Here is a 23,888-nt window from a genome sequence, read left to right as displayed (position 1 = left end):
GAACACCAAACCCCAAAAGGGTTTCCCAAAGAAGGCAAAATTGGGCATTGTTTTACGCCTCACAAGGAGTCTCCATGGCACGTACCGTCAACTGCATCAAACTCGGCAAGGAAGCCGAAGGCCTGGACTTCGCTCCCTACCCCGGCGAACTGGGCAAACGCATCTATGAAAACGTGAGCAAAGAAGCGTGGGCCGCTTGGCTCAAGCACCAGACCATGCTGCTCAACGAAAACCGCCTGAACCTGGCCGATGCCCGCGCCCGTCAATACCTCGCACGCCAGATGGAAAAGCACTTTTTTGGCGAAGGCGCCGACGCGGCTGCAGGCTACGTCCCACCCGCTGCCTGACCCACTTCAAGCCCATGCACCGCATGGGCTTGAAGGCTCTTTTCTCTTCCATATGCTCGTTTGACCTCCGAATCGCGCCACACCCTGGTGATTGGCGCCGGCTTGGCCGGGGCGGCCGTATGCGCCATGCTCGCACGCAAAGGCTGGCACATCACGCTGATCGATGCCGCCGATGGGCCGGCGAAAGCGGCCTCTTCACTGCCGGTCGGCATGCTAAGTCCCCACGTCACCCGCTCGCCCACACCACTTTCCCGTCTGTGCGATCTGGGTGTGACTGCTGCGCGTGCCGAGCTTCAGCGGCTGGTGCAACAAGGTGCGGGTTGGCAAGCTTGCGAGGTTGACAACCTTCAACACGACCCCGGTCGCTGGCCCGCGGCTTTGGTTCGACCGGGTGCACTGGTCAAGGCCTGGCTGGCCGAAGCAGCACAAACAACCACTTTGACCACACTGTGGAGCGCCCGGATAAGGGCACTTCAAAGAACTCGCCCGGTCGAAGGCGTCAGCCTGTGGCGGGCCGTTGGCCCCGATGGACAAACCCTGGCCGAGGCGCCAAACGCAGTGGTTGCGGCCGCCTTTGGCACCTTTGCCCTGCTCAGCGACCAAGAACCGTGGTTGCCGTCCGAAGCCCTGCCGTTGCGACCGGTCAAAGGGCAGATGAGCCTGGGCGCCCTCGAGGGTGCGCCCTTGGCAAAGCGCCCGCAGCGACAAAACGGCGTGTTCGTGCCCCGGTACGAAGACAGCGGTCTGCCACCCGAATGGCCCGAACGTATCTGGAGCATGGGCTCAACTTACGAGCGTGGCGACAACTCCCTGCACACAACCGAAGCCGCGCACGCCCGCAATGCCGACAGCTTGGGCGCCATGAACACCGCCGCGCGCGAAGCCATGCAGAGTGCCCAGTCAACGGAACAATTGATGGGTTGGGCACAGGTCCGCTGTGCCTCATTGGACCGCCTTCCCCTGGCGGGCGCGCTGCCAGATATGGCCGCCATGCAGCGGGCAATGGAGGAGCCCGGCTTTCACCGCAGCCGGTCAACGCTCAGCGACGTACCGCGCCATTCAGGCTTGTTCACGCTCAGCGCGCTCGGATCTCGAGGTCTGACGCTGGCACTGCCCATGGCACAGCTGGTTGCAGATGGCCTGGCGGGCGACAAGCCTTGCTTGCCTGACGACCTGATACGAGCAGTCGACCCGGCGCGTTTCGCATGGAGACAGGCGCGCCGCCAGGCAATCCCACGCTAGGGATGGCGTTCAGCGCAGGCGCTCCATGCACTGCGCCAGCTCACCGGCTTGCAATGGCAAGCCGAGCAAAGCATTCACTCCTGTTTTCTGGGTTTCATGACGCATGAGGCGCTTCTTCCACCATGCCGCGAGTGGCCCTGCCTGATGGGTAATACCCAAAGTCATGGCCTGTGGATGGCGATCAGCGAACAGACGAGAGAGAGCCCAGGCGTCCAGGTGTGCTTCATCCAGATTGAATACCCCGCAGCAGTATTTGTTGCGACCGATCAGCTCGGCTGCAAAGTCGGTCACATCCGTTTCATCAAACTCGTTTACCCCGACCGCATTGAGACTGGTCCGCAAAGCCAGCAGGTCACTGCCTTTCGCCCCGACCAGCAGGGCACGCGGCAGATCAGGGACTTGCTCACCCGAATCCAGAAACAACGGCTGGGGACTCGTGACGTCGAAATCAAGAAAGCCCGAATCCGCCTGGCGGGCCGCAAAGACTGCGTCGAGGTCGTGCAAAACTTCGGCCCAGCGCATCGGCCGTTGCCACACCCGCCAGGCATGGTCCGGCGGATCCGACCCGACCCATATCAAGCGTTGCCCGATTGGCAGGGCCTTGGCCTGCGACAAAACGGCCTCGGCGCTGTCGCCATCGACCAACGCCACTTCGGCGTTCATTAGCACGGGTGTGTCGCCCTTCGCATCAGACGGCACCCAAGGGGCATAGCGAACGTCCCGTTCAGCGGATAGGCGAAACACCGTGTTGAGCGCATGGCGCTCAACATCCGAAAAACCCACCACGTTCACATATATGCGCTGCTTCAGCATGGGCTGAATGGTAACGCTGCTGGTCCCTCGCCAAGTGCTCTAGAAATGCCGAAGCCCCCCCAAAACCGGAAGGTGCCCAACCTGTTAATTACTTTTAGATATATTAAAATTTCATTTTTGTATTTTGATGCATATGCGGAAAACCCTATATTCGCTGAATGCATGAACTTCCCATCATCTTTGCCGGCTTCTTTGTCGGCCTGGTCGTCGGCCTGACGGGGGTGGGCGGCGGTTCGCTCATGACGCCAATCCTCATCTTCTTTTTTGGGGTCAAACCCTATTTGGCTGTCGGCACAGATTTGTTGTTCGCCGCCTTCACCAAAGCCGGAGGCACCTGGAGCCTGGCACGGCAAAAGCTGGTGCCCTGGCGTGTTGTCGGCCTCTTGAGTGCAGGCAGCCTGCCAGCAGCCCTCATCACATTGATGGCTTTGCGCCACCTGGGTCCTGAAACGGAAAAGGTTCAGGCACTCATGACCCAAACCCTGGGCGTTGCCTTGTTGTTGACGGCGGCGGCCATGCTTTACAAGGCCGCGCGTGGCAAGGTCTTGCCGCGCACGCTTGAAAATGCGGACCTCGACAGTGCGACACGTGCACACCACTGGAGTCTGCCGGTGCTGTTCGGTGCCGTGATCGGCACGCTGGTCACCTTGACCTCGGTGGGCGCTGGCGCCATCGGTGTTTCGGTCTTGCTGCTCCTTTTCCCCTTGTTGCCACTGCCCCGCATCGTCGCCGCCGATATTGCCTACGCCGTGCCCCTCACGCTGGTGGCTGGTCTGGGCCATGCCAGCCTGGGCTCGGTGGACTGGCCATTGCTGAGCAAGCTGTTGCTCGGCTCGTTGCCCGGGATCTGGCTTGGCACCCGCCTGATGCGCCACACGCCTGAGCGCCTCGTGCGCTCCCTCCTCTCCTTGCTGCTGGCCTATGCCGGTACCAAGCTGATCGCTCTCTGATCTCCTTCAAAACGAAACATGTACCAATATTCCGACTTTGACCGCCAGTTCGTGCAGCAACGGGCTGCGCAATTCCGCGACCAACTCGAGCGGCGCTTCAACGGCACTTTGCTCGAAGACGAGTTCAAGCCACTGCGTCTGCAAAACGGCTGGTATGTGCAACGTTTTGCACCCATGCTGCGCGTGGCTGTGCCCTATGGCGAGATCGCCAGCAACCAGTTGCGCGTACTGGCCAGGATCGCGCGGGAATTCGACCACAAAGAGGAAAACGACATTTCCAATGCGGTGGTCGCTTTGGCCGATGTGCCCAGCCTGCCTGACCGTTGTGCCCACTTCACAACGCGCTCCAACGTGCAATACAACTGGATCCCGCTGAGCCGGGCCGCTGATGTAATGGACCTGCTGGCCAGCGTCAACATGCATGGCATCCAGACCAGCGGCAATTGCATACGCAACATCACCACCGACGCCCTCGCCGGCATCGCGGTGGACGAGGTGGCCGATCCCCGCCCCTTTGCCGAAATCATGCGCCAGTGGAGCACGTTGCACCCCGAGTTCGCATTTTTGCCACGCAAATTCAAGATCGCCATCACCGGCGCCCTTGAAGACCGCTCCGCCAGCGCCTGGCACGACGTGGGTCTGCGCCTCTTGCGCAATGTGGACGGCGACCTGGGCTTTCAGGTGCGCGTGGGTGGCGGCATGGGGCGCACGCCCATCATCGGCAGCGTGATTCGCGAATTCCTGCCCTGGAACCAGATCCTGAACTATCTGGAAGCCATCGTTCGCGCCTACAACCGTTTTGGTCGCCGTGACAACAAATACAAGGCCCGCATCAAAATCTTGGTGAAAGCCGAAGGCCAGAGCTTCACTGATCAGGTGGAGGCCGAATACAAAGACATCGTTGAAAAAGACGGTGCCCCGCACACCATCACCCAGGCCGAACTCGACCGCGTGAGCGCCTATTTTGTGGCACCCGATCTCAACTGCGATCGCAAAACCGCCGACGCCAAGATCGCCCACATCCTGAAAGCAGCGGCAGAAGACGACATCGAGTTCAGCCGCTGGCTCACGCAAAACGTGAAGCCGCACCAGAACCCCGATCTGCGCGCCGTCACCCTGTCGTTCAAGCGCCTTGGCGCTGCGCCGGGCGACGCCAACGCTGAACAGCTGGAACGCGCCGCCGACCTGGTGGACCGTTTCTCGGCCGGCGAAGCCCGCGTGACCCACGAGCAAAACCTGTTGCTGCCCTGGGTGCGTTGCGACCAGTTGCCTGAACTCTGGCGCGAAGCGCGCCGCCTCGGACTGGCCAAGCCCAACATCGGGTTGCTGAGCGACATGATCGCCTGCCCCGGCGGCGATTTCTGCGACCTGGCCAATGCCCGCTCGCTGCCCATCGCCCAAGCCCTGACGGAGCGCTACCAGGACCTCGACGAGCTGCACGATCTGGGCGAAATCGACCTGCACATCAGTGGCTGCATCAACTCCTGCGGTCATCACCACAGCGGCCACATCGGCGTGCTCGGCGTCGACAAAGACGGCCAGGAGTGGTACCAGATTTCGCTCGGCGGATCCGATGGCACGCGCCTTTCCGGTGAGCCCGTTCCCGGGAAAGCCATCGGCCCATCGTTTGCAGCCGCAGAAGTCACCGATGTGATCGAAGCCCTGCTCGACACCTACCGTGCCCAGCGCACCGAGAAAGAGACCTTTATCAACACGGTCAAGCGCGTAGGCGCCGAGCCATTCAAAACCGCCGCCAACGCCGTGCGTGTGGCCACCGCCCGCACCACCGCTGCCGCCTGATCGCCATGACACAGAAACTCCAACTTTTCCCCGCCGGCAGCTTTGACACCGAAGCCTCGGCGTCTGGCATCCTGGCACTGAGCAACGATGCCGATCCGCGCGAAGCCGATTTGGCCGGTGTGCACACCGTTTTACTGAACTTTCCATCCTTCAGCGATGGCCGGGCGTTCAGCCAGGCATTCCTGCTGCGCCGCCGCCTGGGCTTCGCGGGCGATATTCGCGCGATCGGCGATGTGCTGGTGGATCAGGTGCAGCAGATGCAACGCACCGGGTTCACCCAGGCGGTGCTGCGCGCTGATCAAAGCTTGGCCATCGGCGAGCGCCAACTCGAGCGCTACCCCACCTTCTACCAAGGCGATGCCATCGCCCCCCAACCGCTCTTCGCCGTTGCCACGGCCTGAGCACAGGAAACGCCATGAGCGCCATTGACCTCTACAACCGCCCTTCGCCCGATTTCGACGCCAAAGTCGCCGCCAGCATCGCTTTGCTGCAGCGCGTGGCGGCTGAGAAATCGGCACTGACCCAAGCCTCGAGTTTGGGGGTGGAAGACATGGTGGTGACCCACCTGATCCACCTGGCCGGTATCCAAACGGGCATCTTCGTTTTGGAGACCGGCAAGCTGCACGCCGAGACACTGGCCATGATCCCCAAGATCGAAAGCCGCTACGCGCACAGCGTGGAAGTGTTTCGGCCCAAGAACGAAGCCGTCATCAAGTTCGTGCGCCAGAACGGCGAAGAAGCCATGTTCGAGAGCATTGAACTGCGCAAGGGCTGCTGCGATGTGCGCAAGATGGAGCCGCTCAAACGCGCGCTCACAGGCAAAGACGGCTGGATCACCGGCCTGCGCCGCGAACAGTCCAACGCCCGCGCCGAAGTGGCCGACATCGTTCAGGAAGCCGAGCGCATCAAGATCAGCCCGCTGGTCGAATGGACGCTGGGCGATGTGTGGCATTTCGTGGCCCAGCACAAGCTGGACTACAACGCCCTGCACGATCAATTTTTCCCCAGCATCGGCTGCGCCCCCTGCACCCGCGCTATTGCTGTGGGCGAAGACTTCCGCGCTGGCCGCTGGTGGTGGGAGAACGAATCCGCGAAAGAGTGTGGCCTGCACGCGCAGCCCGCCTCTTCCCAACTGCCGCCATTTGAAGAAAAGGTCTCCGCATGAACGCCCGTATCGACTCCGCTGTTCTGCAGCCCGCCGAACACCATCTGAGCAACGCCCACCTCGATGCGCTGGAAGAAGAAACCATCTTCATCCTGCGTGAGGTGGCCGCCGCCTTCGAGCGCCCCGCCCTGTTGTTCTCGGGCGGCAAAGACTCATTGGTCATGCTGCGTTGCGCCGAAAAGGCCTTTGGTGTCGGGCGTATCCCCTACCCTTTGCTGATGATCGACACCGGCCACAATTTCCCCGAGGTCACCGCCTTCCGCGACCTGCGTGCAGGCGAGTTGCAAGCCGAACTGATCGTGCGCAACGTGGAAGACTCCATGAGGCGCGGCACGGTTCGCCTGGCGCACCCCGACGAGCCCCGCAACGCCCACCAGTCGGTCACGCTGCTTGAAGCGATTGAAGAATTCCGCTTCGACGCGCTGATCGGTGGCGCCCGCCGCGATGAAGAAAAAGCCCGCGCCAAAGAGCGCATCTTTTCCCACCGCGACAGTTTCGGCCAGTGGCAACCCAAGGCCCAGCGCCCCGAGCTCTGGACCCTGTTCAACACGCGCCTGGCCCCCGGCGAACACTTCCGCGTGTTCCCGATCAGCAACTGGACCGAGCTCGATGTCTGGCAATACATCGAACGCGAGAACATCGCCCTGCCGTCGCTCTACTACTCGCACAAGCGCGATGTGGTCGACCGCCGTGGCCTGCTCGTCCCCGTCACGGAGCTGACGCCCGCCAAAGACGGCGAAAAAGTTGAAAACCGCGACGTGCGCTTTCGCACCCTGGGCGATGTGACCTGCACCTGCCCGGTCGAGAGCTCGGCGGCCACGCCGGAACAAATCGTGCTGGAAACTCTGACCGCCGAGGTCAGCGAACGCGGCTCCACCCGCATGGACGACAAAACGTCGGACGCTTCCATGGAGAAGCGCAAGAAGGACGGGTACTTTTGACGCCCCCCGCGCCGCGCCTGCGGCGCGTCACCCCCCACTGGGGGGCTGCGCTGGCGGACCGGCAAAGCCGGATCCGCGGCGCCCTGGGTTTTGACACCTCTTTGATCGAGTTTGATATGAACACCACCGTTTCTTCACCCCCTTCCGCCGACACCCGCCCCGCGCTGAAATTCATCACCTGCGGTTCGGTCGATGACGGCAAGAGCACCTTGATCGGGCGCTTGCTGGTCGACAGCAAAGCCGTCTTGCAAGATCACTTGGCTGGCGTCCAGCGCCAGGGGGAGACCGATCTCGCCTTGTTGACCGACGGCCTGTCGGCCGAACGCGAACAAGGCATCACGATCGACGTGGCCTACCGCTACTTCAACACCGAAACCCGCAAGTTCATCATCGGCGACGCGCCGGGCCACGAGCAGTACACCCGCAACATGGTCACCGCCGCTTCCAGCGCCGACGCGGCCGTGGTGCTGGTCGATGCCACCAAGCTCGACTGGCGCAACGCCGATCTCAAGCTGCTGGCGCAAACCCGCCGTCACAGCCTGTTGCTCAAGCTCTTGCGCGTGCCGTCCATCGTTTTCGCGGTGAACAAGCTCGACGCGATTGAGGACCCGACACTGGCCTTCACCCACATCCGCAACGCCCTCACCGAGTTCGCCGCCACGGCGGGCCTGACCGTGACCGCCACCGTGCCCGTGTCTGCCCTCAAGGGCTGGAACGTGGTCGAGGCCGCGGCCGATGCGCATTGGTGCAGCTACAGCGGCCCGACCTTGCTTGACCTCCTGGAACACCTGCCGGTCACCCCTGCGGATGTGAGCCTCCCGGTCTCATTCCCGGTGCAATGGGTGGAGAAGTTTTCTTCATCCTCCGACACCAGCCAGGGCCGCCGCGTTTTCTGGGGTCGGGTTGCCACCGGTGAAATGACTGTGGGCCAGGCCGTGAAGGTCATGCCCAGCGGGCTGAGCGCGAATGTGGCCCAGGTGCTGGACCATGCGCGCAATCCCAAGTCGGTGGCTGCTGGCCACAGCGCCGGCATCGTGCTCGACCGCGAAGTCGATGTGTCGCGCGGCGACTGGCTGCTGGCCGCCGGCGGCGAGGGCGATACCCTCACCGCCGAGCGCTCCATCCGCGCCACCGTGGCCTGGCTCGACGACGAGCCGCTGGTCGCTGGTCGTGTGTACTGGGCATTGCATGGCCACCGCTGGGTCAAGGCCAAGGTACAGCGCATCGTGCACAAGCTCGATATCCACACGCTGGCCGAAGAGGAAGCCACACAGCTGGAGCCCAACGCGATCGGCCACATCGAGCTCGCCCTGCAAGAGCCGCTGGCCACGCGCCCCTTCGCCGAGTCCCGCGCGCTGGGCGCGCTGGTGTTGGTCGACACCGCCAGCCACAAGACTTCCGGGGCATTGCTGGTGGCGTGATATCCACCTTAAATGGCCCAAAACCCCTAACTTATGTCAATGCCAAGGGCATTAGGCGCCCTTACCCTCTCGGAAACCCTAAAATTAGAGGTTTCATCGATTTGCCCAGAACAACACCATGACCCACGTCGTCACCGAATCCTGCATCCGCTGCAAATACACCGATTGCGTCGATGTCTGTCCCGTGGACTGCTTCCGCGAAGGCCCCAACTTCCTCACCATCGACCCCGATGAGTGCATCGATTGCGCTGTGTGCATTCCAGAGTGCCCGGTGAGCGCCATCTACGCAGAAGAAGATCTGCCCAAAGACCAGATGCACATGATCCAGCTCAACGAAGAGCTGGCGCAATTGCCAGGCTGGAAGAGCATCACCAAACGCAAAGAACCTTTGCCCGATGCCGACGACTGGAAGGACAAAACGGGCAAGCTGCCCCAATTGCTCCGATAGGACCCATGGAGCCGCACCTGAATCCGGAAGTGATGAACACCGCCGCCGCGCATGACGGCCCAATCGAAACCGATGCCGTCATCGTCGGTGCGGGCCCGGTCGGCCTGTTTCAGGTGTTTGAACTTGGCTTGCTGGAAATCAAGGCCCATGTGATCGACTCGCTCGCCTACCCTGGCGGCCAGCCCGTGGAGCTCTACCCAGACAAGCCGATTTACGACATCCCTGCGATCCCCGTGTGCACCGGACAGGAGCTCACCGACAGACTGCTCAAGCAGATCGAGCCTTTCGGCGCGACCTTCCACTTGGGACAGGAAGTCACCGTGGTTCAGAAGCAGGAAGACGGCCGCTTCTTCGTGCAAACCGCCAAGGGCACGACCTTCCTCACCAAGACCATTTTCATAGCCGCCGGCGTGGGCTCATTCCAGCCACGCCTGTTGAAAGTCGAAGGCCTGGAAAAGTACGATGGTTCTCAACTCCACTACCGCGTCAAAAGCCCGGCCGACTTCGCCGGCAAGAACCTGATTGTGGTGGGCGGCGGAGACTCCGCACTCGACTGGGCGCTGAACTTCGCAGCCGATGGACCAAACAAGGCCGAAAGCGTCATCCTGATCCACCGCCGTGATGGTTTCAAAGCCGCGCCTGCGAGCGTGGCCAAGATGAGGGAGCGGTGCGAAGCTTACGAGATGCAATTCATCGTCGGCCAGATCACTGGCATTGATGAACGCGACGGCAAGCTGGTCGGCGCCAAAGTCACCGGTTCCGATGGCGTGACCCGCGTGGTCCCCATGGATACCCTGCTGGTTTTTTTTGGCCTTTCGCCCAAGCTCGGCCCCATCGCCGAGTGGAGCCTTGAGATCGAGCGCAAGCAACTCGTCGTCGACACCGAAAAGTTTTCCACGAATATCCCCGGCATCTTTGCCGTGGGTGACATCAACACCTACCCCGGCAAGAAAAAGCTCATTCTCTCGGGTTTCCATGAATGTGCTCTGGCCGCCTTCGGCGCCATGCCTATCATCAGCCCCGAGAAAAAGGTTTTTCTGCAGTACACCACCACCAGCCCCAAGCTGCACAAGGTGCTCGGCGTGGAGTCCCCGGTATTCGATTGACGACCCGAGCAAGCGGCATGAAGAAGGCCCACCAACGAGAAGACTTTGTTTTTTCTGGCCCTCTCTCAAAAACCACAAAAAAAGTCGCTATAATTTGAGGCTGTTCCCTGATAGCTCAGTTGGTAGAGCGACGGACTGTTAATCCGCAGGTCCCTGGTTCGAGTCCAGGTCGGGGAGCCACAGACAAACTAGCGTAAGTTGTTGAAAACAAAGGCCTTCTTCGGAAGGCCTTTGTCTTTTCTACGCTTTCACTTGGCTTAGAGGCTGTTTTGTCAGCGCTTGTGTCAGCGCATGGACAAGCTCACAGACGGCGAACCCAACGCCGATGTGAACACGCCCTGCGAACACCCGCGCCAACAAGGCCGCGTTGTCCTCCATCACGGAGTGCACACGCACATGAAAACGCCTGAGCAGACATCGGGGCCACACACAACAGGCCCCCAAGCAGCGCAACACACCGCGCACCACCATCCCTACAGGGTTCGCCGACCCACCCGGCATCGCAGACCCATCCGCGCGCGCCGCGGCACGGGCCCAACAACGCTTCTCACGCGCAGCACCTCGGCGCTCACCACGGGCCACCCTCAGCCGATCGCGCGCACTGTCTCGATCTTTTTTGGATCACCGGACCCAAAGGCTAAACACGGAGGCTTCACTCAGTTCCAGCAACTACCTTTTGGAACGCAGATGATTCCCCTCCCCCTCCCCCTCCCCCTCTCCCTCTACCTTTCCCACAAGCCGCCGGCCAGCCGGGCAACTTTCCCTTGTGCCCCTGTGCGCCTGGAGGTGTCCCATGGCTAACGCCAAAATGCCCTCCCCGTTCAAGGTTCGCGGCAAGTGGCGCGGACAGGTCAGCCTCAAGAATGGCCAACGCCCGTCCAAGGACTTCGAGACGTACCGCGATGCCAAGCAGTACATATCGGACACCCTGAGCGAACGCAAGACGGAACACAAACCTCGTTTGGGAGGCCCCACGCAAACCACGCTGACCGAGGCCTTGACATACTACGCAGGCCTGTACACCGTCAACAAAGGCGGTGCACGGGCCGAACTGAACCGCATCAACCACTACCGCGAAGGCGCGGGCTTCCAGCCTCTTTCCATCGTGCTCGACGACAAGGGCGCCAAAGCCCTCCAGGAGTCCCCCCGCAAGCGGGGCCCCTCAGCGTTCGAAAACCACAACGTCGAACGCCGCGCTGTGAGGCAAGCGACCTATCAGCGCATTGCCAAGCTCGCCCGCATGATGTGCAGCACCCTCAGCAAGGCGGACATTCGGGAACTGATGGCCGACATGGAGCGCGAAGGACTGTCTGCCAGCAGCATTCAAAAAGAGGTCGCTTTGCTGCGCCATGTCTTCAACATGGCCATCACCGAATGGAACTGGCTCGGATTCTCAAACCCCGCTGAAGGCATCAAGCTGGGCAAGAGCAACCAGCGTTTCGTGTTTGTGACTCCGGCACAGGAAGCCGCGCTGTGGAAGGCCTTGGGCGAGTGCGACAACCCCTACGTTGGCCACTGGGTTGCCCTGGCGCTGGAGACCACTTTGCGCCCAGGCAGTATGAATGCCCTTCGATGGGACCAAACCGACCTGGAGAACCGTGTCGCCTTCACGCCCTCCAAAACAGGGCCCGTGCCCGTCGCTTTGAGCCAGACGGCGGTAAAGGTCCTGCAAAACATGCCGCGCTCGGCTTGCGGGAAGGTGTTCCCCATGTCCGCCAACGCGATGGACTTGGCCTGGGACGGCGCACGTATCAAGGCGGGCTTGCCGACCTTGCGCCTGGCCGACCTGCGCCATCTGAGTGCCACCCGCTATGCCCGCCGCGGGCTCACCGCCCCCCAGCTGCAAAAGATGCTGGGTCACAAGTCGATGACGATGGCGCAGGTCTATATCAATCTGGTGCAAAACGACATGCTCGATGCGCTGGACCGCGTGGAATCCTCCGCAAGCGTCTACAGCATTGCACCGCTGGAAGGCCAAAGCGCCGCCGATGTCCAAAAAGCGCGTCGAAGCGAACGGTTGGCCCAGGCAGTGGCCAAAAAGGTGCTGGCCAAGGGCTCCGCTTCACCCAACGCCGCCGACAACGCATCAGCGGTCGCGAAGATGGCAACAGAAACCGCGCCAGATACCGCGCTAGAAAAGGGGCCCGAAGAGGCGCTGCGAGCGTCCCTGGCGGCGGACTTGTCCGCGCAGGCAGACCAGGCGCCCACCTATCCTGTGGCAGAAAAAGACGCGGAGCATATTACCGAAGCCCCGAGGGCCACGGGCACGGATGCGGCGCAACCTTTCGAGCCCCGCACATCAGGTCGGGTGATTCACGTGCAGTTCGGCAAGCGCGGCTGAGCAAAGCACCCCACGAAAGCCCTGCAACGGTCACCAACGTTGCAGGGCTTTCTACTTCGCGATCAACGCTACCCGCCAGACGAGGAAAGTTGGGCGCAGGTACCGAAGCGCAGTGAGCGCCTGCCCCCACTCGCAAGGGAACCCCAACCCGTGCAACACGCGCAGGCCACACCGCATTCGTGCGGCCATGGCTTGCTCACCGCGGTCAGGACAGGTGCTTCAGCCCGTTGTACGGCCCCTTTTGGGCTCCCAGGCCACTTGGCTCGCCAAGGCGCGAACCAACCACTTCTCAACCGCTTCTTCGGCCCAGACCACGTGTTTGCCAATGCGCAAGGGCGGCGGAAAACGGCGGGCGCGCACCAGCTTCTCCAAGGTTCGCTCGGACACGCCCAGGCGCTCGGCAACGGCAGATTTTTTGACGAGTTTGGGGCTGGCAGATTCCATGGGGGTCGTTCACGAAGTTGAGATACAGCCTATATCCACCCGTGTTTAAATTCGGCCGCCGCGTGGACAGGGAGGCTGTGCTGCCCTGCACGCCCCAAGCAGCAAGGCAAGCGCAAGCGCTTGCCCCACCAAAACACACCCACTTCACGAAAATGGCCCGAGCATCCCGGTGCCACCCCAAGGCACTGAGCCGCGCGGCGCGCGACCATCGCTCAAGCCAATCGGATGTGGATGTGGCCCTGCAATGCGGTCTGGGCGCCCTGCACGGCATGTCGATGGGCCACGGCTACGAACCCATAGCCGCCGACGTGCAAAAGGCCCAACGACTCGCCATCGCGCGCAGCAAACCAAACTCAGCGGATTGAACAAGCGCACGCGACCCGCGAGAAAGGGCCCGGAGACGACAGGCCCATGAGCGGCTGGACGAAACATTCACCGAGCGCGGCGCTGCCACCAAAGGTACGGAAAAGCCGTTGGGCCGAGAGTGAGGCCAGATAAAAATGATGGATTTGGACGGTGGCGTTCATGTCCAACCTCGAAAAAATCAAGATTAAAAGAAAGCGCCCCCTCCAGCCACAAGACCAATCCGGGAAGTATTTTCCTCACGGCCAGGTTGACAAAGAGCCGAAGCTCCGCGCCTGGCCTGGGTGGTCAGACCCAGCGCCTTTCAAGCATTGAAAAGCTGGGCAGTGCCCGTGAGCCGCTCACGCAAGCGGATCACCACCAGGGTTCGACCTCTGTCCATGGCCACTCAATCGGCTCGAATGGGTGGCATTTTGCTCGTCACGTCCCGAACCTTAGCGGCCTCCACTTGGTGGGCCCAACCCTCTGGGTCATGGCCGCCACGACTTGCGCGCGTAGCGCCCATTCGGGACTCGTTCACGCCATCGCGCACGGCAGCTTTCACCACGAAGTACAGCACCACCATGAAGCCCACAAAACTCAGGAACTCCCAGATGGCCACCTGCAAAGCGGCCTTGGTCACTTCAACTTCAAGCTGTTTCAAGTCAATCATCTTGCGTCCCTTTCTGCTTGGATTGGACCAGAATCTTCTCAAGGGATTTCAGAGACGCCGATGGGTAAGGGGCATGCCATAGGCACAACTGATCGGTGCACCGACGGTTGATGCATGAGGCATGCCCGCTGCCACCCTCCGGGCAAGCCGCGAACCGGATCCCACCGGGTTTCGCGGAGGCTGGTCATCCGAGCAGGCTGTTGGAACAATGCAAGCCAGGTCACTTTCTGCTTGTTTTTTAGGCAGCATCCGCAAAGCCAGTAGTTACGCGGCTTCTGCCAGTTGTTCATCGGGTTATCAACAACCTAGGGCACACCCCATGTGGACAAGGGTGGACAGTCCCATATTCTGATCGCCATGCTCCTCAAGCGGTCTGCCCTTCATGCGCTGGTCTGGTCCAAACCGATGACCCACATCGCCCGGGATCTGGGCATCTCCGACGTCGGATTGGCAAAAACATGCCGACGCCATGGGGTTCCGGTGCCTCCTCGCGGGCACTGGGCGAAGCTGGCAGCAGGCAAGCCGTCACCCCAAGTGCCGCTTCCCGAGCAGTCGAAGGACTATGACGTCCAGTTGACCACCATCGAACCGGTGCGGCGACAAAGAGAGAAGCAAGAAAAGCAGGTTTTTGCCGAAGCGGTCGCGACCAAAGTGCAAGCGCTGGCTGTGGCGCAAACACCGGAGACGAAACGGCCACCACGGGCTCACCCGTTGATTCGGTGCACACGCGCATTCGTCGCCAAGATTCCTGCAATGGTCAGGAAGCATGAACAAGCGATACGGCGCGGGGGCTGGACCGGGAACACGCCCTACCCGCCCCTGCTGGACAGAGGAAGACGATTTGTCACCGCGCCCGATGGCCTGCATATGGTGGTCTCGGACGCCAGCCTCGAATGGGCCATCGACCTGCACGAAAGGTTCATTCGCGGCCTGGAGTCTGCCGGTGTCCGCTGCAGCGGCGCCAAGCATCCCGACAACAAGGACCTGCGACTGGCCTGCGATCTCAATGGTGAGCTTCTGTATGTCGGGTTTTCTGAAGGGTACCGCCGGCGCGAAACGACCGAGGAGGAGCGCGCATCGGAGAAGGCTTCTGGTGGGTACCCGTCGGACATGGTTTGGGAGGCCTCGGGGCGTTTCACCTGGTCGGCGAGTGGCACCGAACGCACATCGCTTCAAAAGTGGTCTGGCAAGCAAGAGGATATCGAGCGAAAACTGCCTGAGATCGTCGCAGGTTGCCTGACGCTACTCGAAGCACAACCTGGCGTTCGCGCCCGGCGTCTGGCCCATGAAGAGCAGATGCGCCAGGAAGCCGCTGAGCGGGCCCGCGCACGAAGGCGCGAAGAAGCTTTGACCAAGCAGTTGGAGAGCGCCTTTGCCGCCTCACGCGCCCGCGCCGATGAAATCGCCTTGCGGGAGTACCTCGATTTTCTGGAGATTTCGCTCTCGGACTATCGGGCGCCTTTTCGGGAGAAGTTGGCAGTGTGGATCAGCGTGGTTCGCAAGGAGCTGAAGCGTTTTCCACCGCATCTTCGGGTGTTGGCAGACGCCATCCAGGGCAATCGATGGAACGACGATCCGCCTGACTGGTGGCCAGGCGATGCGGTATGGCCCAAGTCAGAGAGCGGCGACCGTTGAGGTTCCAAGGCCAAGTGCTGGCGGGCATTCGTGGAGGTGGGCGCAACTGGCTAACTTCTCCTGCCATATCAGCTTCGTGGCGCTTTCGAGTGCCGAGCATGCATTGACGCACTAAATAAAGGGACCATCTTTTTTTAAACCTCAAAAGTTGTGTTGCGCTCTATGGTCAGCGAGATAGGGTCGGATTTGATCGTGAATCGAACGCAAGCAACTTTTGGGACTGAGGCCCAAAATCGAGAGCTGGTCCAAGGACAAGCTCTCCTTCAGCAATATTTGACCGTCTGAATTGAAGCTGATCAGCCCCTGGTCGAAGAGGCGATCGATGGATGCAGCCAGCAACAACCCGTTGTGCTCGTCAAGCCGCTCCTCATTGCTTGAGCGCACCCAAGATTTGGCATGTGATGCAATCAAAACCGTGGCAATTGAACACCCAGTCAGTGCGCAGGATCCACCCCAGAGGTCGAGCATGCGCTGACGATACGCACCTTGTCCAATTCGAGCGGCAATCAACGCTTCTCTGGTGGTTTTCGAGATTTCCTGACATGCTGGATCATTGTCAATTTCGTAAGTCGCACCCAGATATCCTGGATCCGTCTCGAGCTCAGAATCTTGGTCCCCTGTCAAACCTGATTCTTGCATTGCGGCGAAAACCTGTGGGCGCATTACCCATTGCCAATGGCCAAGTTCATTGCGATCTTGCGCGAGGTAGGCCAGCATTTGGGTTTGTTGAGGTAGGCCTCGCACACCCAGGTGCTTCGCGACCACACCACACAGCCGTCCATACTGCATGTTCGCAGCTCTGAAATCGTCATACCCGCCCTCTTCGGCCAAGCGCTCCATGGACATGCACCGCCCAGGTGCTTCGGCATGGGCAAACAACATGTTGACTTGAGCTTCAGTGAACCGATCATCCAAGTCCGAGAAAGCTCCAATCAAAGCATCGACCGTCATCATGGACGCCTGCGCGATGGCTTCAAGGTTGGAATTCCCCTTGGTGATGAGAAATTTGAGCAACACATCCAAGGCTTGCTCATCGGCCACATTGACGGCCAAGCCATGAGCCGTCTCTGCGCTTCCTTCATTGGCGCGTTTGGGAAAGCTGCTCAAATTCGTATTGAAGTAGGGGCTGACCTCGAGTGTCACTTTGCCGTTTGAAGCAGACAGGCGCCGAAGATCCTCCGCCAAATCTGGGTGCAGCACCAGAGGGGCTTTGATCACCGGTTTCGTGTCGCCATCGTGGTTCGCACGCTTGACAAAGACGTCATGATCAAGCATCGGATGACTGAATCCATGGGCATTTGCGGCGGTGCGCGCGAAGCCTCGCCGACAGAGGGCGTGATCAATTTGCAAGCTGTTGAGCATGGGTTTTCCGGAGAACTGTTGCTGCACCCTGCAATTATTTGAGGCACGGGTTTTGCTTTTTATGAGCCTTGCAGAATATAAAGCGCTGGCCTTTGGAATACACGAAGGTGTCCGGATCTTAAGGGCTTGCTCTCCCTATGTTAATTAAGGCGACCCAACAAAAAAGTGGTGAGGCGCACTAGCTTTTCCTGTAGCCCAAAAATAGCGTTCTTACAACACGCCATGCAGATGGTCACAGCCTACTGGCCCAAAAATCGCGCCCTACAAAACGGATTTATCACCCTCTACCCGGAGTCACATCAAGTATTGGCTTATCGACCAAGCCAAAAAGCGTCAAGAGTGCTTCGTTTTGCCAAGCGCGAAACATGTGGCCGCGCGCCCAATAATGACCAGCAGAGACTTCGCTCGGCTCAGCCCTACGTACAACAACTCCTCGCGTTGCGACAAATCGATCGTATCCAACCCCCACAGGATCACGATTGGCGATTCGAGGCCCTTGAAACGCTGAACGGTGTCTATCAGCACCGTGGTTTTGCCACGCACTCCTTGCTCAACCCAGGTTGCGGGCTTTGGCAGCGGAAGTCGATGCAGGGCCGCGTAATATTCGACCTTATGAAGAGCGTCCGCCACCAATACGGTGATGTCACCAGGCGCCACGCCCTGGCGCGCAATGAGGTCGACAATCCGAGCATTGATTTTGACGGCTTGAGCGTCTCGACTTGGTGATTCTTCAAACTGAACGTCATCACCCTGAATGTCAGGAACACCGACCGGAACGCCCTTGTAGTGCTTATAGGCGGCCTCATGAATCGGAGTCGTATTCCGGCAGTTTGAGATCAGTGGGAACGGCTCGGTTTGTATCGGGAACGTTCCTGCGCGGGCATACAAATTTTGGTTGTCGTCATAGAACACGTAAAGCGGACTGCGGTCATAGTCAGACAGCAACAGCTCGAGCGGAACCCAAAACTCATCGCGAAAGTCCTGACCTTCATCACAGACGATAGCGTCGTATCGATCCGAAAGAATTTCGATCGAGTATCCGAGCGCGTTGGGCAGCTGCACCTCGAAGAGGTCCTTGCCCGGATAGGTGCGCTTAGCCTCTGAAAGAAGGTCCCGCCCAGATACACGATTGGCTTTCTCCGCCTGTCGATGGCAGAGCTGATGAAAGCTCATGACATCTAGGTTCGGCGTCCCGGCACAGAGGCCTGATAGGTGGTCAGCGAGCGGCCTGTTGTAGCAAGTCAGCAAAGTTCGGAATCCCTCAGATGCAAGGCGACGTCCTTTTTCGAGAGCAAGGACCGTCTTGCCCGTCCCTGCGCCGCCGCTCACTGCGACTCTGCGTTGGGAGCGCAAAATGTCGAGCACGCGAATCTGATCCTTTGTGAGGGCAAGTCGACGCGCCTCCTGGTCAGCCAATTGAGAGGCGATCAATGGAGCTACCAAGAACGATCTTGCAAACACCTCGCGAAGAACGTCAACGCCCCTTCTTCCTATGGGAGTGAAATCCTTGGCTTCGTTGCTCCAATAGGCAAAGACTCGGTCAATCCATGCCTTTGAGTGTTGGAGGTCGTTGGCACATCCGATCAGGGTTGACGGCATGTCGGGACGGCTCAGCGCAGACGCATCTCCCAAATCCGGAAAAAACAACGCGTGGCCTCTCATGACGTTCCCAAGCGAAAGATCACGCCATCGCTGGTGTTCATGCAACTTGGATCGAATCGAGTACTTCGCCTTCAAGGCCTGTTGGACAGGGTTCTTGATCGCATGCTTTTGATGATGGCGATCAACGGAAAACCAATCTCCGGCACTGGCGTCAAAGCGAATGCCGCCACCCTTAACCTCGATACAAATGTAGCCCCGCTCCGGGTGACAGATCAGGAAATCGGTTTCGCCATCCTTGGCTTTTTCTTCCTCCCGACGCAAGATCCATCCGACCTGGAAGAAAACAACATAGTCGCTTGGAAGCCCGTCCCGCAAGGTCCTGTAAACTTTCGCCTCCGCCTGGGATGGCAACTCCGCCAGTTGGGATTCCGTCAGTTCAGGAATGATTGCTGTCATCGTCACTCACGATTTTCGGTAAATCCATTACGTTCAGGGTGGTCGGACGAACTTGCCCATCGTCATATCGAATCTTGACGACTCGCATGGTATCCAGGGCCTTAATGACCTCCACAACTTCGCCGAGGCCGTACATTTTGTGTCGAACACGGGTCCCTGCGATGTAGACAAGCAATGGATTTACCCTCTCCTCTGCCACCGCATCACGCCAGTTGCCATCAAACATGAAAGACGTCACTTGGGTTGCAGGACTTCGAATCGCATGAACACACGTGTGTTCAGGATCGGAAACGAACTCAACAACATACAGCCAATAGCGGTCACCGTAGTTTTGGGCATTGCTGAACTGCAGCCTGGACAAACCCACGCCCGTCTGATTCCACTCGCCGTTGACGCCTTTCACCTCAATGAACCTTTCTTCACCTGTCAGTGGGTTTCGACTGATGATGTCGTACCCGGGATGAGTTTGGGCCATCTGTTCTGCGACACGTCCTCTTTCCTTTTCAAAGGCGCTGACAGCGGCGCGAGCCACTATCTCAACTGCAAGATTGTGCTCGGATGATTCTTCAAGTTGGTCGCCATCTCCAGACTGTTCTTGCATCTTCCGAACATAGGTGAGCAGTCGGCGATCCCACTGTTCTTTGTGCTTAGGCCGAGGTGTCCTCGCGGGCGCCTCCCCTCTCGGTGAAACGTTGCCATCGCCATTCCATGTAGGCTGTTCGCGGCTCCGGGCAGGCATTTCTTCCGCGTCCCAAGCACCGACATTGTGTTGCCCTGGGTTAGACAACGTCGCGCCATTGACATCCTTGGTGACTTCGTCGTTCTGTCGACTTCCATCACGGTGATGATGTGTCGGTTCGCTGCCTGTTGGCACTCCAGTTGACACCTCGGGTAACGCGAAACCTGCATCGCTCTCTGGTTCAAACCCAGAATCAACCGAGCTCCCCAAATCATCCAGGGCCGACGAGGTCAAATCAACGGCTTGTCCGCCTCCGCTATCCGCCTCCAGGTGCGGGATACCAGCATCGGTTAGCTCACAATGAGCCTCATCAACAAGCATGTTCATCATCGGACGCACACTGAGCGTCAGTTTCGAGATCTCGCTTCCCGACTCCTCAGGCATCAACTGGTGGAAGACTGCATTCAGTATGTGGGGCCAACTGCGATCCCCCACTGGACGAGCCAAGAACAGTTGGCGCTTGTCGATGTCAAAGAAAGCATGGGAAGTCTTAGGCGAAGCTATTGCAAGGTCCCCACCGACGCCCACCGACGCTTGAATGCGAACGACTTCGTAACTGACGGCAGTCATTTTTGAAACCGCCCACTGAACCTTCTTTTTGACTGCTGTCGCCTTGTCATGGAGCAAACGAGCAAAAATGTCAGCCCGATCCACCAACTTTTCAGCAATTTCAAGCTCATCCGACATCGGACCATCAACAAATTCCAGACTTACTTTTGCGCTCTTGCTGAGGCGCCGAACCCCCACTTTCTCAATGAACGGCCAAAGCTCAGGGGCAGGTTTGCACAACGCCGGGTCAAGCTCCCCTTCAAAAAATCCTGCGTGCCACTCGCTGTCCTGAAGAAGCACCTCGTCAGGGTGTGTAGGCTGCCCATTGAGGTTCAAAATGGTCGGCGCTTTCTGTAACCTTTGAAAATCAGATGCACTGATTTCGCCTCGCTCATCTAAAGCTGACGCGCCAGTCAAACAGGATTCATAGACCGATCTATCTGAACCATGGACGGCCTTTGACTTCTCGAAATGCTCACCAACAATATCTAGCAAGATGTCAATGTAGTCTCGGCCCTCAGGGGCATTCTTCACCCCGATCGCATCAAACAGCGGTTTGAACGCCTCAAAGTTTCCAGGGATCGTGAAGGCAAATCTACCCAGCTGTTGTGGGGCCCAGAATAGCTGGTTGGATCGAACAAATGCCTTCTGACTCTCAATGTAAATGAACGGATCACCGGACAATGAAGAAATGAGGGCGCTTTCGTCTTTCGACCTTTCGTTGAGAATTTGGTATGTCGTGAACGGCGCTGGGGTCTTGCTTGTCACACAGTGCCTGAGGTGGTTGATCACCAAAGTGGTTTCCGGCTCCAAGGCAACGTGAAGCTTTTTCAACAGCTCCCGATTGATCCGCGACATGTTGCGAAAATCCAGAATGTTTGCCTGGGACGAAAAAGCTTCAGCGCGGTACGGCGCATACAAAACATTCGAAGAATGCCAAGCTTCCTCGTCGTCGATCGCAGGAAAGCAAGCAGCCTTTCTAAGATCGTTGATGGCACCCTGAACAAATGGCTTGTCCCCCCATTCCTCAAAGTGGTCACACAGAACATAAAAGGCCTCGCCGCTGGCACGCTTTGCATCTTCCGTTGGCAGGGACTTTTCTGCGATGTAGAGCATCCGATCCACAAGGTGCTGAGCAAGGGGCGAACGGCGAATTCCTAAGCTATCAATGAATACTTGAACAGATCTGGCATCCGGTAGCCGACTGGCATCAAGCCAAAGGTGCGCTGAATCGCCGAGCACCTTCACCAACTCATCGTTTCGCCTGTATGTAGCCGTCGGGCGTGACCACCGCCCGTCCTGCGTGGGAACAATTGGCAGCGCTCCAAGCTGTCGACGGATGCCCTCGTCATTCATGAGCGTTGGATAGCTGGCAAGTTCACTGATTAGACGTGTGTACTTCTGTGCATCCAATGGTCCTTCATCACTGAAGAACCTTGGCACGACGTTTTGTACAAATGCCTCGATCGTCTGTGTCTGAACGCCGAGCTTGCTCGACACGAAGTCCCTACTGGATGGATTCAGGACAGAGGTCTCAAGGAGGTCCGACTGCCCAGTCGGATCAGTGAAGTTGCCCGGCAGGAGTGCATGAGTCGCTTTAATCAGGCCTCGACTTGAAAGCCAAATGGGCAGATTCCGAAGCGCTTGATAAACAGCCTTCTCGACCGTCGCCTGGCGATCCAAGTCCGAAAACATCGCATACAAGTCGCGCAAATCTTGCTGTTCAACGCCGATTACATCTTCGACGGGCTCGGTAGCACATATCGAACTGATGTGACTGACGACCGCACCGAGCTCAAGTTGTCGGATTAGTCGGGCAATCTTTGGGAATCCGAGGATGACGCGCGCTGCAATTGCCAGCCTCGGAAGCAGCGAAACGACTCGCCCAGCGTCCAAGGATGCAGGTACAACAAATGATTGGCTAATCGCGACAGCGTACAGATCTTCGGTGACCATGAAAGGGATGGCAAGTAACCGCTGAATAGCTGGGTTAGTGCCTGGCGTCTGGTTCGCAGCATCCGGCAACAAATCGTTGACCATGCTCCAAAGCGGTAGGTAGAAGCTATCCACCCTTTTCGCTTCGACTTGCCTTTCGCCGGGGACTTGCTGCGCCATCGCCTGCTCAAGCAAGTTCACCAAACGGTCGAAGGTTAGGATTGGAGCACCAAGTTGATTTAGCGCAGTCTGAAACGGTCGCAGATCTTCAGCGACAAGTCTACCGCCGACCTCAAGTAGCGTGTTTGCCTGCTGAGTTGTCAGTGGGCCGCGCGGCAGGAATACGCCGTCCGGACGCTGAACACTTCCGTCTTGTGCAAGTGCAATGTGCGCAAGGGCTCCCGTGACCTTCAGCTGTGCCCAGAATTGCTTGAAGCAAGCCGGGTGGTTCGAAGACTTCGACAGCTCATACGCGCGCCCAACTACCTGCCAAAGTTGGACCTCACCGAGCGTCGTCAGCAGCCCCTCCAGGTCTCGAGCAAGTTCAGCAGCGGCGGCGTCGATGAGCATCTCATTCCACGCTTGCTCATGCTGATGCCCCGCAAAGATGACCGCCTTTCGGTCGGATTCTGGGAAGAAGTCTGCATTGATATGAATCGGCAGCCCGGTCGACTGTTCTGTCGGTAAGAACGCGTAGAGAACGCCCTCTTCTAGTGGCTCGGGATCGATTCGCAACCCAATACTGATCTTGGTGCTTCGACCGAGGGACTCAAGGCGGGGGTGTGAGGAATACAAGCGCGCCGCAGCCTCTGCCGCATCGACCCTCAAGATATGCCACTGCTCGACCTTGCCACTCGGACGGTAGCTAACGATCAAGTCGGAACCATCCCCCCGATCCAGATCACACGCCAACAGCAACTTTCCATTTCTCCGGACCTCTGCTGTTCGCACGTGCCGAAGAAACAAGAGGCTCTTCCGAAGGATGGTCTGGAAATCCTCTGTGAGTTGATCGATGTGAGATGGGCTCACATGCGATACCCCGAGAGCTCGACGAGCCTGTGTATTCGGGTCGTCAGCCCAAGGCAAAAAGAATGTCGTGCCTTCAGGTTGATCGAACATGTCGATCAACCATTCACCGACCTCTGGTTGAAGTGTCAGCTTGATGCCGGCTGAGCGGATTTCCGGATGGTCCGTAACCTGGTAGGTGGATACGAAACCGATGCCAAAACGCCCGATGTTCTCTCCGTGAGAGAGCTTTCCCCCACTGCCGACATCTGCAATTCGATGGAAATCACAGCTGTAGTTGGTGCTATCGACGAACCCACATGGGCGCGTTCGTAGATCCCCGCAGTAGGTGAACTGCCCACTATTGATAACCAATAGGCCGCGGTCAGTAATATCAAAAACTATAGACGCCGCTTTGGCGTCATCCGCGTTCTGGATGAGCTCGAGGGCCATGACGTCATACCCTTGCAGGCCCGCCAAATGGCTTTTGATGTTTCCGAGAAGATTTGCCGTGTATGAACCGCGGGTACGAGTTTGAGCTGTTTGATCCATCTTTCCCTGCATTTTTTGTC

The 23,888-nt window shown here is 58.9% G+C and carries 20 protein-coding genes and 1 tRNA gene; 14 read left to right on the top strand and 7 right to left on the bottom strand.

The features are described 5' to 3' along the window. The first annotated feature begins 74 nt into the window (after positions 1–74). Positions 75–347: an oxidative damage protection protein gene (locus LPB072_RS10275; protein WP_066087942.1), complete on the top strand. Its 273-nt coding sequence runs from the start codon at positions 75–77 to the stop codon at positions 345–347. A 60-nt stretch (positions 348–407) separates the two neighbouring features. Beyond that, on the top strand, positions 408–1,589 hold the full coding sequence (locus tag LPB072_RS10270) for an FAD-dependent oxidoreductase (protein WP_066087945.1): 1,182 nt from the start codon (positions 408–410) through the stop codon (positions 1,587–1,589). 9 nt (positions 1,590–1,598) lie between these two features. Here LPB072_RS10270 and LPB072_RS10265 read toward each other — a convergent pair whose 3' ends face one another. Further along, positions 1,599–2,402: a hypothetical protein gene (locus LPB072_RS10265; protein ID WP_066087948.1), complete on the bottom strand. Its 804-nt coding sequence runs from the start codon at positions 2,400–2,402 to the stop codon at positions 1,599–1,601. Between the two features lie 158 nt (positions 2,403–2,560). Here LPB072_RS10265 and LPB072_RS10260 point away from each other — a divergent pair, with 158 nt between their 5' ends. The 10 genes from LPB072_RS10260 (at position 2,561) to LPB072_RS10215 (ending at position 12,574) form a co-directional block, all read left to right on the top strand. Beyond that, entirely contained in the window at positions 2,561–3,352 is a 792-nt protein-coding gene (locus tag LPB072_RS10260) for a sulfite exporter TauE/SafE family protein (protein ID WP_066087950.1), read from the top strand. 18 nt (positions 3,353–3,370) lie between these two features. Further along, positions 3,371–5,152 carry a nitrite/sulfite reductase gene (locus LPB072_RS10255; protein WP_066087953.1) on the top strand — a complete coding sequence of 594 codons (1,782 nt, stop codon included), beginning with the start codon at positions 3,371–3,373 and terminating at the stop codon, positions 5,150–5,152. A 5-nt stretch (positions 5,153–5,157) separates the two neighbouring features. Beyond that, the gene (locus tag LPB072_RS10250) at positions 5,158–5,553 is read left to right on the top strand and encodes a DUF934 domain-containing protein (protein WP_066087956.1); all 396 of its coding nucleotides are present in this window, start codon (positions 5,158–5,160) and stop codon (positions 5,551–5,553) included. A gap of 14 nt (positions 5,554–5,567) precedes the next feature. Next, positions 5,568–6,317: a phosphoadenylyl-sulfate reductase gene (locus tag LPB072_RS10245; RefSeq protein ID WP_066087959.1), complete on the top strand. Its 750-nt coding sequence runs from the start codon at positions 5,568–5,570 to the stop codon at positions 6,315–6,317. Beyond that, positions 6,314–7,258 carry a sulfate adenylyltransferase subunit CysD gene (gene cysD, locus LPB072_RS10240; protein WP_066087962.1) on the top strand — a complete coding sequence of 315 codons (945 nt, stop codon included), beginning with the start codon at positions 6,314–6,316 and terminating at the stop codon, positions 7,256–7,258. Before LPB072_RS10245 ends, cysD begins: the two co-directional genes overlap by 4 nt. A gap of 116 nt (positions 7,259–7,374) precedes the next feature. After that, positions 7,375–8,679, top strand: a complete 1,305-nt coding sequence (locus LPB072_RS10235) for a sulfate adenylyltransferase subunit 1 (protein ID WP_066088342.1) — start codon at positions 7,375–7,377, stop codon at positions 8,677–8,679. 118 nt (positions 8,680–8,797) lie between these two features. Continuing rightward, positions 8,798–9,127: a ferredoxin FdxA gene (fdxA, locus tag LPB072_RS10230; RefSeq protein WP_066087965.1), complete on the top strand. Its 330-nt coding sequence runs from the start codon at positions 8,798–8,800 to the stop codon at positions 9,125–9,127. 5 nt (positions 9,128–9,132) lie between these two features. Then, positions 9,133–10,233: an NAD(P)/FAD-dependent oxidoreductase gene (locus LPB072_RS10225; protein WP_066087968.1), complete on the top strand. Its 1,101-nt coding sequence runs from the start codon at positions 9,133–9,135 to the stop codon at positions 10,231–10,233. Between the two features lie 104 nt (positions 10,234–10,337). Continuing rightward, positions 10,338–10,413 (top strand) — tRNA-Asn (locus LPB072_RS10220). Between the two features lie 613 nt (positions 10,414–11,026). Beyond that, entirely contained in the window at positions 11,027–12,574 is a 1,548-nt protein-coding gene (locus LPB072_RS10215; RefSeq protein WP_066087971.1) for a tyrosine-type recombinase/integrase, read from the top strand. A gap of 219 nt (positions 12,575–12,793) precedes the next feature. On the opposite strand, the gene LPB072_RS10210 is transcribed toward LPB072_RS10215, so the two are convergent. Continuing rightward, entirely contained in the window at positions 12,794–13,018 is a 225-nt protein-coding gene (locus tag LPB072_RS10210) for a helix-turn-helix transcriptional regulator (protein ID WP_066087974.1), read from the bottom strand. 152 nt (positions 13,019–13,170) lie between these two features. Between LPB072_RS10210 and LPB072_RS10205 the strand changes: the two genes are divergently transcribed. Next, positions 13,171–13,383, top strand: coding sequence for a hypothetical protein (locus LPB072_RS10205; RefSeq protein WP_066087978.1), 213 nt, complete (start codon positions 13,171–13,173; stop codon positions 13,381–13,383). On the opposite strand, the gene LPB072_RS23875 is transcribed toward LPB072_RS10205, so the two are convergent. Both LPB072_RS23875 and LPB072_RS10200 read right to left on the bottom strand, forming a co-directional pair. After that, the gene (locus LPB072_RS23875) at positions 13,372–13,545 is read right to left on the bottom strand and encodes a hypothetical protein (RefSeq protein ID WP_157559278.1); all 174 of its coding nucleotides are present in this window, start codon (positions 13,543–13,545) and stop codon (positions 13,372–13,374) included. The genes LPB072_RS10205 and LPB072_RS23875 overlap by 12 nt on opposite strands. A 224-nt stretch (positions 13,546–13,769) precedes the next feature. Beyond that, positions 13,770–14,033, bottom strand: a complete 264-nt coding sequence (locus LPB072_RS10200) for a hypothetical protein (protein ID WP_066087985.1) — start codon at positions 14,031–14,033, stop codon at positions 13,770–13,772. A gap of 405 nt (positions 14,034–14,438) precedes the next feature. Here LPB072_RS10200 and LPB072_RS10195 point away from each other — a divergent pair, with 405 nt between their 5' ends. After that, positions 14,439–15,668, top strand: coding sequence for a hypothetical protein (locus LPB072_RS10195; protein WP_157559277.1), 1,230 nt, complete (start codon positions 14,439–14,441; stop codon positions 15,666–15,668). Positions 15,669–15,809: 141 nt separating this feature from the next. Here LPB072_RS10195 and LPB072_RS10190 read toward each other — a convergent pair whose 3' ends face one another. From LPB072_RS10190 to LPB072_RS10180, 3 genes are all read right to left on the bottom strand, one after another. Then, on the bottom strand, positions 15,810–17,030 hold the full coding sequence (locus LPB072_RS10190) for an HNH endonuclease (protein ID WP_066087993.1): 1,221 nt from the start codon (positions 17,028–17,030) through the stop codon (positions 15,810–15,812). A 333-nt stretch (positions 17,031–17,363) separates the two neighbouring features. Beyond that, the gene (locus LPB072_RS10185) at positions 17,364–19,088 is read right to left on the bottom strand and encodes a DEAD/DEAH box helicase (RefSeq protein ID WP_082876815.1); all 1,725 of its coding nucleotides are present in this window, start codon (positions 19,086–19,088) and stop codon (positions 17,364–17,366) included. Continuing rightward, a complete protein-coding gene (locus LPB072_RS10180) occupies positions 19,069–23,868 on the bottom strand; it encodes a DUF3883 domain-containing protein (RefSeq protein ID WP_066088349.1) in 4,800 nt (1,599 codons plus the stop codon). Before LPB072_RS10180 ends, LPB072_RS10185 begins: the two co-directional genes overlap by 20 nt. Positions 23,869–23,888 lie beyond the last annotated feature (20 nt).

It is taken from the genome of Hydrogenophaga crassostreae (assembly GCF_001761385.1).
Classification (GTDB): Bacteria; Pseudomonadota; Gammaproteobacteria; order Burkholderiales; family Burkholderiaceae_C; genus Hydrogenophaga; species Hydrogenophaga crassostreae.
Note: the sequence above shows the minus strand (reverse complement) of the source record. Positions and strands in the feature narration are given on the sequence as shown.